The following is a 14,430-nucleotide window of genomic DNA, read 5'->3' as shown; positions in this document are numbered from 1 at the left end:
CCGCCCCATGGGCGGCTTTCTTGTGGGCTTGTGCTCCGAGCCGTGGGCTTATGCGACTGCGGGGACCGGCGCCATCTTGCCGCGGATGCGCTCAAACAGGCTCTGCAAACAGGCCTGATCCTTGTCGGCGGCCCGCACCGCGCCATACATATGGCGGCGCACGCCGTTGCCGAGGGGCCTGGCTTCGAGCAAGCCCTGACGCACAAACTCCTCGCTGGCCCAGCGCGGCAGGGCGGCGACCCCGAGCCCGGCGGCGGCCATCTGCAGCATGACGGAGGTATTGTCCACCAGCTTGCAGCGGGCGGGCTCGACCCCGGCGGGTTGCAAAAAGCGGCTGAACACATCCATGCGGGCGCGCTCCACCGGGTAGACCAGCAGCACCTCCTGCTTGAGATCGTCCGGGGCGATCCGGGTCCGGTGACAGAGGGGGTGATCGGGCGCCATCACCAGGGTGAGATCGAAGGCGAACAGCGGCTCGAAGTGCAGATCGCCGCGCGCCTGCACATCCGAGGTGAGCAGCAGGTCGAGCTGGCCGCCGAGCAGGGCATTGATGGCATCGAAGCCGGGCACAGACTCCACCTCCAGATCCACCCCGGGCCACTGGCGGCGAAAATCGGGCAAGAGCGGCAGCAACCACTGGATGCAGCTGTGGCAATCCAGCGCCAGGTGCAGCCGGCCCGCGTCGCCGCTGTGCAGGGCCTGCAGCTGTTTCTCGGTCTGGGCCAGCGCCGGCAGCACCTGGCGGGCCAGACTCAGCAACTGCTGGCCCGCCGCCGTCAGCACCAGGGGGCGGCTCTTGCGCAGGTAGAGCTCCAGGTTGAGGCGGGTCTCCAGCTCTTTCAACTGGTGGGAGAGGGCGGACTGGGTGAGGTTGAGGCAGAGGGCCGCCCCCGCCAGTGAACCCTGCTCGGCCAGCGCGCTGATGGTCTTCAGGTGCTTGAGATCGATGCCCAGGTTGCCGCTCTGACTGCCGGTCGTGGGGTGGGGTACGGTCATGATGAGGCTCCTTGTTGCGTCCGTTGCAGGCTGACTTCCATATGGGCTAAGAGTCCCTTGCGCGTCAGTTGAGAATTTCTTGAGAGCCAGTTGAAAAGGATTCAATAGCCAGGGCCACCTTATCTCGACATTCTAGATGTGTAAACATCTGGATGGCTAAATCATCCAGTTTCCCATCAGATGAACGAGCATAAGGAATTGGACCTATGACCTGCGCACACACCCTCGGTTTTCCCCGTATCGGCGCCAAGCGCGAGCTGAAATTTGCCCTCGAATCCTACTGGCGTGGCGAGACCACCCAGGCCGAGCTGGTGGCCGTGGGCAAGAGCCTGCGTGAGCGCCACTGGCAGGCCCAGTGCACCGCCGGGGTCAACCTGCTGCCGGTGGGCGACTTCGCCTGGTACGATCAGGTGCTCGGCACCAGCCTGCTGGTGGACGCCGTGCCTGAGCGTCACCGCTATGGTGACACCGACCTCGATACCCTGTTTCGGGTGGCCCGTGGCCGTGCGCCCACCGGCCCCAGCGCCGCCGCCGCCGAGATGACCAAGTGGTTCAACACCAACTACCACTATCTGGTGCCGGAATTCAGCCGGGATCAGCGCTTCAAACTGGGCTGGAGCCAGCTGTTTGACGAAGTCGAAGAGGCCAAGGCGCTGGGGTTGCCGGTCAAGGCCGTGCTGCTGGGACCCGTCTCCTATCTGTGGCTCGGCAAGGAGAAAGAGAGCGGTTTCTCTCGCCTCGAATTGCTCGAGCGCCTGCTCATCGTCTATCAGGAGATCCTGGCCAAGCTGGCTTCCCAGGGAGTGGAGTGGGTACAGATCGACGAGCCTGCCCTGGCGCTGGATCTGCCTGACGAGTGGCGCCTGGCCTACCTCAAGGCCTATGAGCGCCTGGCCGGCCCCTGCAAGCTGCTGCTCACCACTTATTTCGGCTCCGTGGCCCATCAGCGCGACATCATCACCAGCCTCAAGGTGGATGGCCTGCACCTGGATCTGGTGGCCGCTCCCGAGCAACTGGAGACGCTGGTGCCTCATCTGCCTGCCCAGTGGGTGCTCTCAGCCGGTGTCATCAATGGCCGCAACGTCTGGCGTGCCAACCTGGCCAAGCTGGCCCCGACGCTCAAAACATTGAAAGCCAAGCTCGGCGAGCGGCTCTGGGTGGCCTCTTCCTGCTCCCTGCTGCACAGCCCGGTGGACTTGACCCTGGAGCACGAGCTGGATGGCCAGACTCGTAGCTGGTTCGCCTTCGCCCTGCAGAAGTGCTACGAGCTGGGGCTGCTCTCCGACTATCTGGACGGTGGTGACATCGACAAAATCACCGCCTACAGCCAGCCCATCGTCGATCGGGAGTCCGATAGCCGGGTACACAAACGAGCGGTGCAGTCCCGTCTGGCCAGCCTCACCAACGGCGACTTCGATCGCCAGAGCGCCTACCCGGTGAGGGCGCAGGCGCAGCGGACTGATCTCAAGCTGCCGCTGCTGCCCACCACCACCATAGGCTCCTTCCCGCAGACCTCGGAAATTCGGGGGCTGCGTCAGGAGTGGCGGGCCGGTCGCATCGACGACCAGGCCTACGAGGCGGGCATTCAGGCCCAGATCAAGGATGCGATTGAGCGTCAGGAAGCCATAGGGCTGGACGTACTGGTGCACGGTGAGGCCGAGCGCAACGACATGGTGGAGTACTTCGGTGAGCTGCTGGACGGCTTTGCCATCACCCGTTTCGGCTGGGTGCAGAGCTATGGCTCCCGCTGCGTCAAGCCGCCGGTGATCACCCGTGACATCGACCGCCCGACCCCCATGACGCTCGAATGGACCAAGTTTGCCCAGAGCCTGACCGACAAGCCGGTGAAGGGGATGCTGACCGGGCCCGTGACCATACTCTGCTGGTCCTTCCCGCGGGAAGACGTGAGCCGCGAGCAGTCCGCCCTGCAAATTGGTCTCGCCATTCGCGACGAGGTAGCGGATCTGGAAGCCGCTGGCATCAAGATCATCCAGATCGACGAGCCGGCGATCCGCGAGGGCCTGCCCCTGCGCAAGCAGGATCATCAGGCTTATCTCGACTGGGCGGTGCGTGCCTTCCGCCTGAGCGCCAGCCCGGTGGTGGACAGCACCCAGATCCACACCCACATGTGTTACAGCGACTTCAACCTCATCATAGAGGCGGTGGCGGCGCTCGATGCTGACGTCATCACCATAGAGACCAGTCGCAGCCAGATGCAGTTGCTGGGGGCGTTCGAGCGCTTCAACTACCCGAACGAGATCGGGCCGGGCGTCTACGACATCCACTCGCCGAACGTGCCGAGCCAGGGCTGGATTGAGGATCTGATCCGCAAGGCTGCCGAACAAATTCCGGCGGACCGGCTCTGGGTCAACCCGGATTGCGGCCTCAAGACCCGCGGCTGGGAGGAGACCACCGCCGCCCTCAAGGTGATGGTGGAGGCGACCAAGGCGCTGCGGGCCGAGCTGGCCTGAAGGGATAAAAATAACGAAGCAGAGCAGGGATAAGTAACGAGAGAGGGAAGGCCTGGGCCTTCCCTCTTTTTTGGTCTCTTTATCACGGCTGTTGGCGGTGACGGCTCCATGGCTGGCCTTTGCGGTGGCTCTGCCGTTAATATTGCGCATTTGAAATAAATCTTATCGTCGTCGGGAGCAGGATGCAGTTCAGGGATTTCTTTCCGGTATCGACCAATACCGGCCTCAAAGAGTGTGGTTATGGCGCCCTTGGCGCCTTCATCGGGCTGCTGGGCACCGGCTGGCTGTGTCAGTGGGGACTGGGGGTGGACGCCCATTGGCTGATCGCCCCCATGGGGGCCTCCGCCGTGTTGCTGTTTGCCGCCCCGGCGAGCCCCCTGGCTCAGCCCTGGTCCATCGTGGTGGGCAACGGCGTCTCGGCCCTGATGGGGGTGGCGAGTGCCACCTTGATCCCGGATCTGGCCCTCGCCAGCGCCTGCGCCGTGATGCTGGCCATCGCGGCCATGTTCCTCACCCGCAGCCTGCACCCCCCCGGCGGCGCCGTGGCACTGACCGCCGTCATCGGTGGTGAGAGCATTCGCCAGCTCGGAGTGGGCTATGTGCTGCTGCCGGTGCTCATCAACTCATGCCTGCTGCTGGTGCTGGGGCTGTGCTACAACCGCCTGCTGGGGCGTCGCTATCCCAATGGCGGCAAGGCGCAGCCCAATCGCCACCAGACCGCGGATCCCGAACCGAGCGCACGCCTTGCCAGCGCCACCGACATCGACTTCGCGCTGGAAAAACATGGCGAGCTGCTCGACATCAGCCGCCAGGATCTGCAGGAGTTGCTGCAGGAGGCGCAGTTGCACGCCCTGCGCGAGCGGGTGGGCACGGTGCGCTGCCAGGATATGATGTCGCGGGATCTCATCGTCATCTCGCCGGACGAGTCGGCCATGGCGGCCTGGCGCCTGCTTGCCCACCACAGGATCAAGGCGCTGCCGGTGGTCGACGAGAGCGGCTGGTTGGTCGGGATCATCACGCTGCACGATCTGATGATCGACAGGGAGCGGCAGCAGCCGAGGGAGGCCATCGCCCTGGCGCAGTGGCGAGTGGCGGATCTGATGACCCGGGAGGTGCGCACGGCGCGCAGCCATCAGCCACTGTACGATCTGGTGGGGGCCTTCTCCGACGGGGGGCTGCACCATATGCCGGTGCTGGAGGGGGAACGGCTGGTGGGGATCCTGACCCAGTCGGACATGGTGGCCGCACTCTTCACCCTGGCCCTGCAGCCCGGGCTGATCGACGAGGTGGTGCCGTCGCCCTAGACAAGAAACGCGGCAGTTTGACGATAAAAAAAGGCCCCTCGCGGGGCCTTTTACATGGTGACGGGCTCAGGGGGTTGCGCCGGTGACGGGATAGACCGTCTCCCCCTGGAACACGGTTCGCTCGACCTGGGTGCCGGCGATCTGCTCCGGGGTGCCGGCCTTGACCAGGGCGAACAGATCTCGGTCCAGCACGATGAAGTCTGCCGACTTGCCCACCTCGATGGATCCCGTGATGTCTCCCTGGCGCACTGCTCTGGCCCCGTTGATGGTATAGGCGGCCAGCATCTCGGAAAGGGAGATACGTTGGCTGGCGCGATACTCGTCGTGGCCATCCGCAGCTCGCATGATACCGGCGGCCATGTTCTCGAAGGGGCGCGGATCCCGACTGTCCACCGGGGCATCGCTGCCCGCCACCAGCACGGCGCCAGCCTTGCGGGTGCTCTCCACCGGGTAGAGGGCGTCGTGCAGATAGCCGAGGGGGTCATAGATGGCCTCGCTCAAGGGCTGACCCGCTTTGGTCGGCTGGATGAAGGGGGAGACCAGCATGTCGTAGGCCAGCTGGGGGTTGGTCCAGGCATAGGTGAAGGTCAGATAGAGCCCAAGTTCCCCCAATCGCTTCTGATCGTCCGGGTGGACGACCTGCAGGTGGGCCAGGGTGTGGGGAATACCATGATCGCCGTTGCTGGCCCGGGCCGCCTCCAGCGCATCCAGCGCCATCCGGGTGCTGCGATCGCCGATGCTGTGCATGTGGATGCTGAAGCCGGCCTCATCGAGGGCGCTGACGTAACGCTTCAAGTCCGCATCCTTGTAGTTGACGATGCCGTTGCTGCCCGCGTCCTCGCTGTCGGCGGTGATGGTGACCTCGGCACTGCTGGGATCCATGGCCAGATGGGGGCGGTGGTAGTTCTCCAGCATGCCGGCGTTGGGCAGGAAGACGGGATCTGTGAAGGGGTCCCCTTCTATCACGCCGTCGAGGAAGATCTTGACCGCATCGGCCTTGATCAGCGGATCCTCGGCAAAGCTGTCCCTGACCTGTCTGGCCTTGGCCAGATGGCCGGCGAGATCGAGCTTGCCGCTGAAATCATCGTCGTGGAAGCAGGTCGCGGCGGTGACGCGCATGTGCAGCAGATCCTGCGCCTCCATGTTGCGCAGACGCTGGCGGATGAAATCGCTGGCGCAGGCATCCTGAATGCCAGTGATGCCGCGCGACGCCATCAGCTCGGAGATGGCCGGCAAAATCTTGTCATACTGGGCGGCGGCCTGATCGTCGCTCGCGCTCAGCACGCCGCTGTCGGGCACAGGGATGGCGCTGCGGGCCGCGTCGCGGATGACGCCGCTGGTCAAGTCCACGTAGGGGATGAAGTCGGCAAACACGCCCCCCGCCGCCAGGGTGGTGGGGTTGAAGCCAACGACATTGCCGTCCTTGTCCTCGGCCAGTGCCAGCGCCTGGGAGTTGTAGCCACCGGCGTGGCCGTCGACCCCGGCCAGCATCACGGGGTTGTCCGGCGCCATGGCATCGAGCACCGCCAGCAGGGTGCCGTAGGTCGCGGTCGGGGTGTTGCCGTCATAGGGGGACCACTGATTGACAACCAACCAGTCCCCCGGTTTGGGGGCATAGCGGGGCAGGCACTCCTTGACCTTGGCGGCGAGCTGATCCAGATCGATGCTCTGGCCATCGAGGTCGCACATGTCCAGCGCCACGGTACCGAGCAGGTGAATGTGATTGTCGTGCAGGCCCGGCAGCACCATCTTGCCTTGCAGATCCACGACTTGGGTTGCCTTGTTCTGCAAGGCTTCGGCCCCCTCACGGGAGCCCACATAGGTGAACTTGCCATCGCTGACCACCATGGCCTCGGCCTGGCTGCGTTGCCCATCCTGGGTGTGGATTTGGCCGTTGAGGTAGAGGGTGTTGGCCGGTGGGGCCTCGCTGCTGTTGTCCTGTTGGCAGCCAGCGAGCAGGCCAGCGGCCAACAGGGTGGTCACCCCCAACCTGAAGGGGGTCTTTTTGCTATCCATAGCGCGCTCTCCTTGAGTTAATTGCAGTCTTTACTGCAGATATGAGCACCTTGTTTATTGCAGCTATCCTGAAAAATGCCAGTGATTACTGCATTTTTTTTGGCTTGTGTTTAGCTTGTCACATCATGTAGTTATGACAACCAGTCACCATGTTGAGGAAACGAGATGACGGATCATTCACTGCCGACCGAGTTCTGTATGCGGCGCCAGCCCAGGCAGTTACGCAGCCAGGACGTGGCGAGCCGTATCGAGCAGGCCACCTTGGCGCTGCTGCAGGAGCAGGGCTTTGCGGCGCTCAACACCAATGCCATCGCCGCGCGCGCCGGGGTGGGCATCAAGTCGCTCTATCACCTGTTTCCCAACAAGGAGGCGATCATCTGCCGCCTTGCCCTGGACTGGCTGGCAGCGGTGTGCGAGGCGCAGGAGGCGATCAAGCAGCAGGCCGCCGACTGGCCGCAGAGCCTGCAGCTGCTGGATCAGGCGCTGGAGGCGCTGGATGAGCGCTTCGTCGGTTATGGTGCGCTCTGGCAGGCGATGGATCTGATCCCGGCGTTGCATGCGGTGGAGCAGGAGCACGAGCGGGGCCAGATTGCCTTCTGGTCCGAGCGGCTGCGTCATTTTGGCTGCCGCTGGCCCGAGCCTGAGCTGACGACGCTGGTGCGCTACTTCTATCGCACGGCGGACGTGGCCAAGCAGTGCACCAAGGAGCAGGGGGCGCTGGGGCGGCAGATGTGGCAGTTGCACCGGCGCTGGAGCGAGCAGCTGGTGGCGGCGGCTATCGCCGAGCCCGATCCCGCCTTGGTGTGGCAGGGGCTGCCCGGGTTGAATATTGGCCCCTGAGAGCGTTGTGACAAGCGAAGAGGGAGTGGCTGGCACACCCTCTTCGTTTTTGCCTTATGGCGGCGAGCGGCCTAGCCGTAGCGGGCCAGGGTCAACCCCTCGTCACTGATGGCGGTCGGATTGCCGCTGATGAGATCCGCCAGCAACTGGCCCGAGCCCGCCGCCATGGTCCAGCCCAGGGTGCCGTGGCCGGTGTTGAGCCAGAGGCCGGGGAGGGGGCTTGGACCCACCAGCGGGGTGCCGTCCGGCGTCATGGGGCGCAGCCCGGTCCAGAACTCGGCGCGGGAGAGATCGCCGCCAGCGGGGAAGAGATCCCCGACCACCATGGCCAGGGTGTCGTGGCGCCTGGGGTTGAGCGCCAGGTTGAAGCCGCTGAGCTCGGCCATGCCACCGACCCGGATCCGCTCGTCGAAACGGGTGATGGCGACCTTGTAGGTTTCATCCAGCACTGTGCTGAGCGGCGCGGCCTCGGGATTGGTCATCGGCAGGGTGAGGGAGTAGCCCTTGACCGGGTAGACGGGTAGCGCGATGCCGAGGGGACGCAGCAAGCCGGTGCCATAGCTGCCGAGCGCACAGACGATGGCATCGGCCTGCCAGCGCCGCTCGCCGGCTCGCACTGCCACGGCGCGGCCCCCAGCCAGCTCGACCTCGTCGATGGCGCAATCGAATACAAACTCCACCCCGAGCCGCTTCGCTTCGTCCGCCAGTGCCTGGGTGAAGCGGAAGCAGTCGCCGGTTTCGTCGCCGGGCAGACGAAGGCCCCCCAGGATCTTGCCACGCACCCGTGCCAGCGCGGGCTCTGCCTCCTCACAGCCGGCGGCATCCAGCGCCTGATGAGGGACGCCGTATTCCTCCAGCACGGCGATGTCCCGCTTGCTGGCCTCGCGCTGGGCCGCGCTTCGAAACAGCTGCAGGGTACCGAGTTGGCGCCCCTCGTAATCCAGATCAAGCTCATCCCGCAGTGCCTTCATGCAGTCACGGCTGTATTCGGCCAGACGCACCATGCGCCCCTTGTTGGTGGCATAGGCCGCCGGGGTGCAGTTGGCAAACATCTGCAGCATCCAGCGCAGCTGGAAGGGATCCGAGGTGGGCCTTATCGTAAAAGGGGCGTGCTTCTGCAGCATCCATTTCGCCGCCTTGAGGGGAATGCCGGGGGCCGCCCAGGGGGAGGCATAGCCGGGGGAGATCTGCCCCGCATTGGCATGGCTGGTTTCAAGCGCTACCCCGTCTTGTCGCTCCAGCAGGGTCACCTGATGACCCGCCTTGGCCAGATACCAGGCGCTGGTGACCCCGATCACGCCCCCTCCCAATACGACAATCTTCATTCCATCATCCTTGTTGTTGCACCTGGAGTGAATTGCCCCCGGCCCCGTTGCCGGGGGAGATTGGCCATCACGGTATCATCGGCAGTGAGATCGGCAAATCCTGTCGCCGTGAAATGTGATTTATCACTGCATTAACATATATAACCAGTGTTTTTATCATGTTGAACGATGGGTTTGTGATGTTTGTTGCTGCCAAAAAAGACGACGAGATGAGGGGGCGATGAAAGACAGCCAGGCTGTCAGGCGGGCAGATATGAAGGCGAACGCGGCGAGGAGACAACAAAAACCGCAGGCGAGTGGCCTGCGGTTCAAGATCGGGCGGATAGGGTTATTGCGCCGAGAACAGCTTGGCGGGGGGCGTGGACTGGGCGGTCAGGGTCGCCCGGCCAGAGGTCTCCAGCCAGGTTTTGATCCGCTTGGCGTCGGCGACCCGCTCGTCCGTGGTGTTGGCATGGAGCAGCACCATGATCACGGGCTCATTGCTGACGGTGGTGCCCATCACCAGGCAGCGTCCCGCCTCGCGGATATAGCCGGTCTTGGAGACCAGAATGGGCCAGCTGCCTTCCCGCACTATGCGGTTGGAGTTGTGATATTGCATCTGGCGCTTGCCGTTGCGCACCAGTCTGTGTTCGGTCGAGGTGTACTGACGGATCAGCGGGTAGGTGGAGGCCGTTGCCGCCAGCTTGGCCAGATCGTGGGCGGTGGCGACGTTGCGCGGGTTGAGCCCGGTGCTGTCGGCAAAATGGGTGCTCCACATGCCGAGCATGCGGGCCTTGGCATTCATCGCCTCGACGAAGGCGCGCCGGCCACCGGGGTAGTTGCGCGCCAGGGCTGAGGCTGCGCGGTTTTCCGACGACATCAGGGCGATGTGCAGCATGTCGGCACGGCTCAGGCGAGAGCCTATGGCCAGGCGGGAGCCGGTGCCCTTGATCCTGTCCACATCGTCCATGGTGACTGTGATGGTCTCGGCGAGCCGCTGATTGCCATCCAGCACCACCAGTGCCGTCATCAACTTGGTGATGGAGGCAATGGGCATCACCCGGTTGGCGTTGCGTTCGGCCAGGATCTCACCGGTGCGGGAGTTGGCGACCACGAAGGCATCGGATCTCAGGGAGAGATTGGTTCGTTGCTCGAGCAGACGGCTGGAGGAGGTGGATGTCGCAGAAAACGGGTTGGCATGGGCGCTTTCCATGCTGGCGGGAAGGAGCAAGGCGCCGAACAGCAAGGGAAGAAAAGGACGAATGTTCATGATTTGGCTCTACTACGACTCAGAGGGGCATTTGGCTAAGTTATATGACGGGAATTGACGCTTCACAATGCTAAAAGTTCCAATTTTTTATTTTAATGGGACGGTGATCCTTGAAATCACCGCATCGGCGGCTATATCGCGCCCTTATTCGGTCAGAACCAGGTCATCAAAGGGGCCAATAAGCGTCAACATCCCCGTCAGGGACGCGCACTATATGCCGGTTATGGCCATCCGTTACCACTCTTTTTTTTACGTATTTTGTTGCCTCGTCACTCCCCATCTCCCTTGCCCTGACAAAGCTCCCCGACAGCCAGGCATCCGGCGTCTTGATGTGGCGTGCCTGGGCGGCCACCACCGGCATTAACCCCCCATGATGCGAGCGGTCTGAATGGCCTGAATAAGCGCGGCGCGGTTGATGCGCGGGCGTTCCTCATCGAGCAGCCGTTGCCACAGGGCGATGGCCTCGCTGTAGCGGCCGTGCAGGAAGTGATCGGAGGCGAGCAACATCAGGGCGCTCACTTCGCCGCTGTCTAGCGCGAGCGAGGCATCGAGCAGGCGGCTGGCCTCCGGGGTGAGCCGCTGCCCCGCCTGGTAGTAGCGCACCGTGGCCTGGGCGGCCAGGGTGGCGGCGCTGGCACCACCCTCTTGCAAGGCGAGCCGCTGATAGGCCAGCCAGGCGTTCTCGTATTCGTCCCGATACAGATAAAGCTGACCGAGATCGGCCCAACCCTCGAGATCCTGGGGATCCCGTTGCAGCCGCTGGTGCAGGGTGCCGAGTTCCTTGTCCTGCAAGTCGCGGGGGCTCAGGCCCGCCAAGGGATCGGAGCGCTGCTGATACCCCTGCCAGGCCTGATAGCGGCCGGTGCTGGTGTAGAAGAGTGCGACCGATCCCAGCAACAACACTCCGAGCAACAGCCAGGGCAGGGGGCGGATGCCGGGGCTGGCGGCCATCACCCTGGCGCGCAACTGTTGCTCCGCCAGCGGCGTGGTAGTGGCGAGCCTTGCCTGCTCCAGCTCCCGATAGAGGCGCGAGTGAGGGGTCAGCCCCACCTGCTGCTCGGCCAGGATCCGCCGGTTCAACTCGGATCTGGGATCCTCGGGCTGTGCGCCCTGAGGTTGATATCCGACAAGGGGAGCTCGCACCTTCTGCCGCAGACTGCGGCGCAGGCGAATCAGTGCCAACAGCGTCAGCAGCAGTGGCCCTCCCCAGAGCAGCAGGGTGCTGGCCTTGAGGGGGGGATCGTAGCGGACGAAATCGCCGAAGCGCTCCGTCATTCGGGCGATCACCTGCTCGTCGCTCTGCCCCTCGTCCACCCAGCGGTAGACCTCGAGGCGCAGATCCCGTGCTATGGGGGAGTTGGACTCCACCAGGTTCTGGTTCTGGCACTGGGGGCAGCGCAGGGCACGGGCCAGCTCCTGAGCGCGCGTTTGGAGTTCTGGGTGGCGAAACTGGTAGATGTCGACACCGCTGGCGAGGGCCCCGAGGCTTATCGCCAGCAGCAGGGCGTTGAGGAGTGGGGTGAGCAGAGTGAGGCGTTTCATGGGGTGGTCTCCGCCCTGCCCGATGGGGATTGGCTGGCAGCCTTGGCATGGGCCTCGGCGAGCAGGGGCACAAACTGGCGCTGCCAGATATCCCGGGTCAGCTCGCCGGTGTGGCGAGCGATCAGGGTGCCGTCGGCGCCGAACAGATAGGTCTCCGGCGTGCCATAGACGCCGAGCTCCAGTGCCAGCTTGCCGTCCGGATCCGCCAGCACGGCTTGATAGGGGTTGCCCGCCTCGCGCAGCCAGCTGCGGGCCGCCTCAGCCTTGTCCCGGTAGTTGAGGCCATAGAGGGCCACAGTGCCGGCCAGCTCGCTGAGCAAGGGGTGCTCGGCGCGGCAGGCCGGGCACCAGCTGGCCCAGACGTTGAGCACGAAGGGTGTCCCCTTGAGGTTGTCGGTGTGGATGAGCCGGTCGCTGAACAGATCCTGGCTCTGCCAGCTCGGCAGATTGCGGCCCAGGGTGGCATCGTCCTGGCTGTAGGGGTTGTTGCCGAGCCCCAGCCAGAGCAGGAGGCCGAGGCACAGGGTTATCCCAAGGGGGATAAAGAGACGCAGGCGAGCACTCATGGCGCCTCCCTGGGTTGCAAGGGGAGAGTCTGATGTGCACAGGGCTGCTGGTGCGCCGCCAGCAACGGGCGTCGCCCCAGCAGGCGCAGCGCGCCACCGGCGGTCATCAAGAGGCCGCCGAACCAGATCCAGCGCACCAGCGGTTTGTGGTGCAGTCGCATGGCATAGGCATCAGGCCCCATCTTCTCCCCCAGCACCACATAGAGATCCCCAAAGAGCCCCCAGGCGATGCCGGGCTCGTTCATGTTCATGGTGCGCACACTGTAGTGGCGCCGCTCCGGCATCAGCCTCGCGACCTCTTTGCCTTCCTTATGCACACTCAAGGTGATGCGCTCGGCGGTGTAGTTGGGGCCGAGCAGGGGCTCGCTCCCCTCGTAGCGAAACTCGTAAGCACCGAGTCGGTAGGGATTGCCTGCGCTGAGCACTGTGCCACCCTCCTGGCTATGGTGGCTCACCTGATTGATCCCGAGGGCGCAGACCGCGACCCCGAGGTGGGCCAGCAGGCTGCCTATCCGGCTCACATCTCGCCACCGGGTTTTCAGCGGGAAGTTGAACAACAGGCTCGCCATCAGCCAGAGGCCGATCATATTGGCGAGGATGCCGCTCCAGCCGAGGCTGCCCTGCTCGCGATAGGTGAGGTTGAGCAGGCTGCCTCCCAGCAAGCCGAAGAGCGGTGGCAGCAGGGCGCGGAGGCGGGAGACGGTGGCCAGCTGTTGCCAGCGCAGGCGCGGGATCTGGGTCATCAGGGCCATCAGCATCAGGGCCAGCGGTACGAAGATGGCGTTGAAGTAGGGGGCGCCGACCGAGAGGGATCCCAGATGCAACGACTGAAACACCATGGGGTAGAAGGTGCCCAGCAGCACGCTGGCACAGGCCACGCAGAGCAGCAGGATGGCGGCACCGAGCAACCCCTCCTTTGACCAGAAACCGAAGCGAGCGTAAGGGGCGCGGGTGTCGGCCCGCAGTGCGAACAGGGTCAATGCCGTAGTCAGCAGCAGGCCGAGCAGCAGCAACAGGGTCAGGCCGCGGTTGGGATCTACCGCGAAGGCGTGGACCGAGGTGAGCACCCCGGAGCGCACCACGAAGGTGCCGAGCAGGCTCAGGGCGAAGGTGAAGATGGAGAGCAGCAAGACGCCGTGGCCGTAAGCGCCGCGCTTCTCGCAGACGATGAGGACATGCAGGAGGGCGGTGCCCAGCAGCCAGGGCAGCAGGGAGGCATTTTCCACCGGATCCCAGAACCACCAGCCGCCCCAGCCCAATTCGTAATAGGCCCACCAGGAGCCGAGCAGGATGCCGGCGGTGAGAAACACCCAGGAGCCCAGTGCCCAAGGGCGGCTCCAGTGCGCCACGGCGCCGTCCAGCCTGCCCGAATGCAGCGCCGCCATGGCGAAGGCGAAGTTGACCGCAAAGCCCACGTAGCCGAGGTAGAGCAGCGGTGGGTGAATGATGAGGCCGATATCCTGCAGCATGGGGTTGAGATCTCGCCCCTCCAGCGGCCCCGGGAAGGCGCGATCGTAGGGGCTGGAGAAGGCGAGGGTGTAGAGGCCAAACAACCCCACGATCAGTCCCATGATGGCGAGCACCCGGGCGAGGATCAGCGGATCGACCCGCCTGGAGCAGAGCGCGACCAGCGCCCCCCAGAGGGCCAGCGCGAACACGAAGAACAGCATGGAGCCCTCGTGGCCCCCCCAGACGGCCGCGAGTTTGAAGCCAAGGGGCAGGGCGCTGTTGGCGTGCTGGGCCACGTACACCAGGGTGAAGTCATCCCGGGCAAAACAGATTGCGAGCAGCACCAGCGCGGCCCCGAGCAGGGCGGCGGTCAGCAGGGCAAGGGGGCGGGCGCTGTCGATCAACGGGCGCGAGGCGAGCTTGAGGCCCAGCCAGGGCAGGCTGCCTTGCACCAGGGCGAGCAGGGTCGCCAGCAACAGTGAGAGATAGCCGAGTTCAGCCAGCACACAACCTCCAGTCCCAATCATTCGTTCATGTCATGCCGCAGCGTCCGCCTCAGGCTGGCGTTGGGGCATAACCAGAAGATCCCAGGATCCCATAACAGACAAACGCCAGCCGCCCGGGGCGACTGGCGTTTGTGATCAAGCGCTCATACCAGCGTCATCTGTCCGG

General features: G+C 64.4%; 10 protein-coding genes. 3 read left to right on the top strand and 7 right to left on the bottom strand.

Features of this window, described 5'->3' with window-relative positions; all coding sequences use genetic code 11:
• Positions 1 to 48 precede the first annotated feature (48 nt).
• Complete coding sequence (locus tag LG30_RS0120605; protein ID WP_033132575.1) at positions 49 to 996, bottom strand: LysR substrate-binding domain-containing protein; 948 nt, start codon at positions 994 to 996, stop codon at positions 49 to 51.
• Between the two features lie 206 nt (positions 997 to 1,202).
• Between LG30_RS0120605 and metE the strand changes: the two genes are divergently transcribed.
• Together metE and LG30_RS0120595 are read left to right on the top strand one after the other, a co-directional pair.
• The gene (gene metE, locus LG30_RS0120600; protein ID WP_033132574.1) at positions 1,203 to 3,467 is read left to right on the top strand and encodes a 5-methyltetrahydropteroyltriglutamate--homocysteine S-methyltransferase; all 2,265 of its coding nucleotides are present in this window, start codon (positions 1,203 to 1,205) and stop codon (positions 3,465 to 3,467) included.
• A 182-nt stretch (positions 3,468 to 3,649) separates the two neighbouring features.
• Positions 3,650 to 4,771: an HPP family protein gene (locus LG30_RS0120595; protein WP_033132573.1), complete on the top strand. Its 1,122-nt coding sequence runs from the start codon at positions 3,650 to 3,652 to the stop codon at positions 4,769 to 4,771.
• A 66-nt stretch (positions 4,772 to 4,837) separates the two neighbouring features.
• On the opposite strand, the gene LG30_RS0120590 is transcribed toward LG30_RS0120595, so the two are convergent.
• A complete protein-coding gene (locus tag LG30_RS0120590) occupies positions 4,838 to 6,787 on the bottom strand; it encodes an amidohydrolase (RefSeq protein WP_033132572.1) in 1,950 nt (649 codons plus the stop codon).
• Between the two features lie 165 nt (positions 6,788 to 6,952).
• On the opposite strand from LG30_RS0120590, the gene LG30_RS0120585 reads away from it, so the two are divergent.
• On the top strand, positions 6,953 to 7,627 hold the full coding sequence (locus LG30_RS0120585; protein ID WP_033132571.1) for a TetR/AcrR family transcriptional regulator: 675 nt from the start codon (positions 6,953 to 6,955) through the stop codon (positions 7,625 to 7,627).
• Positions 7,628 to 7,698: 71 nt separating this feature from the next.
• On the opposite strand, the gene LG30_RS0120580 is transcribed toward LG30_RS0120585, so the two are convergent.
• From LG30_RS0120580 to nrfE, 5 genes are all read right to left on the bottom strand, one after another.
• On the bottom strand, positions 7,699 to 8,985 hold the full coding sequence (locus tag LG30_RS0120580) for a D-amino acid dehydrogenase (RefSeq protein WP_338010740.1): 1,287 nt from the start codon (positions 8,983 to 8,985) through the stop codon (positions 7,699 to 7,701).
• Between the two features lie 295 nt (positions 8,986 to 9,280).
• On the bottom strand, positions 9,281 to 10,201 hold the full coding sequence (locus LG30_RS0120575) for a serine hydrolase (protein WP_033132569.1): 921 nt from the start codon (positions 10,199 to 10,201) through the stop codon (positions 9,281 to 9,283).
• Positions 10,202 to 10,561: 360 nt separating this feature from the next.
• Positions 10,562 to 11,743 carry a heme lyase NrfEFG subunit NrfF gene (gene nrfF, locus LG30_RS0120565; protein WP_033132567.1) on the bottom strand — a complete coding sequence of 394 codons (1,182 nt, stop codon included), beginning with the start codon at positions 11,741 to 11,743 and terminating at the stop codon, positions 10,562 to 10,564.
• On the bottom strand, positions 11,740 to 12,309 hold the full coding sequence (locus LG30_RS0120560; RefSeq protein ID WP_033132566.1) for a DsbE family thiol:disulfide interchange protein: 570 nt from the start codon (positions 12,307 to 12,309) through the stop codon (positions 11,740 to 11,742). The genes nrfF and LG30_RS0120560 overlap by 4 nt, the downstream gene beginning before the upstream one ends.
• Positions 12,306 to 14,264: a heme lyase NrfEFG subunit NrfE gene (gene nrfE, locus LG30_RS0120555; RefSeq protein WP_033132565.1), complete on the bottom strand. Its 1,959-nt coding sequence runs from the start codon at positions 14,262 to 14,264 to the stop codon at positions 12,306 to 12,308. Before nrfE ends, LG30_RS0120560 begins: the two co-directional genes overlap by 4 nt.
• Positions 14,265 to 14,430: the final 166 nt, after the last annotated feature.

The sequence above is a fragment of the Aeromonas aquatica genome, from assembly GCF_000764655.1.
Classification (GTDB): Bacteria; Pseudomonadota; Gammaproteobacteria; order Enterobacterales; family Aeromonadaceae; genus Aeromonas; species Aeromonas aquatica.
Note: the sequence above shows the minus strand (reverse complement) of the source record. Positions and strands in the feature narration are given on the sequence as shown.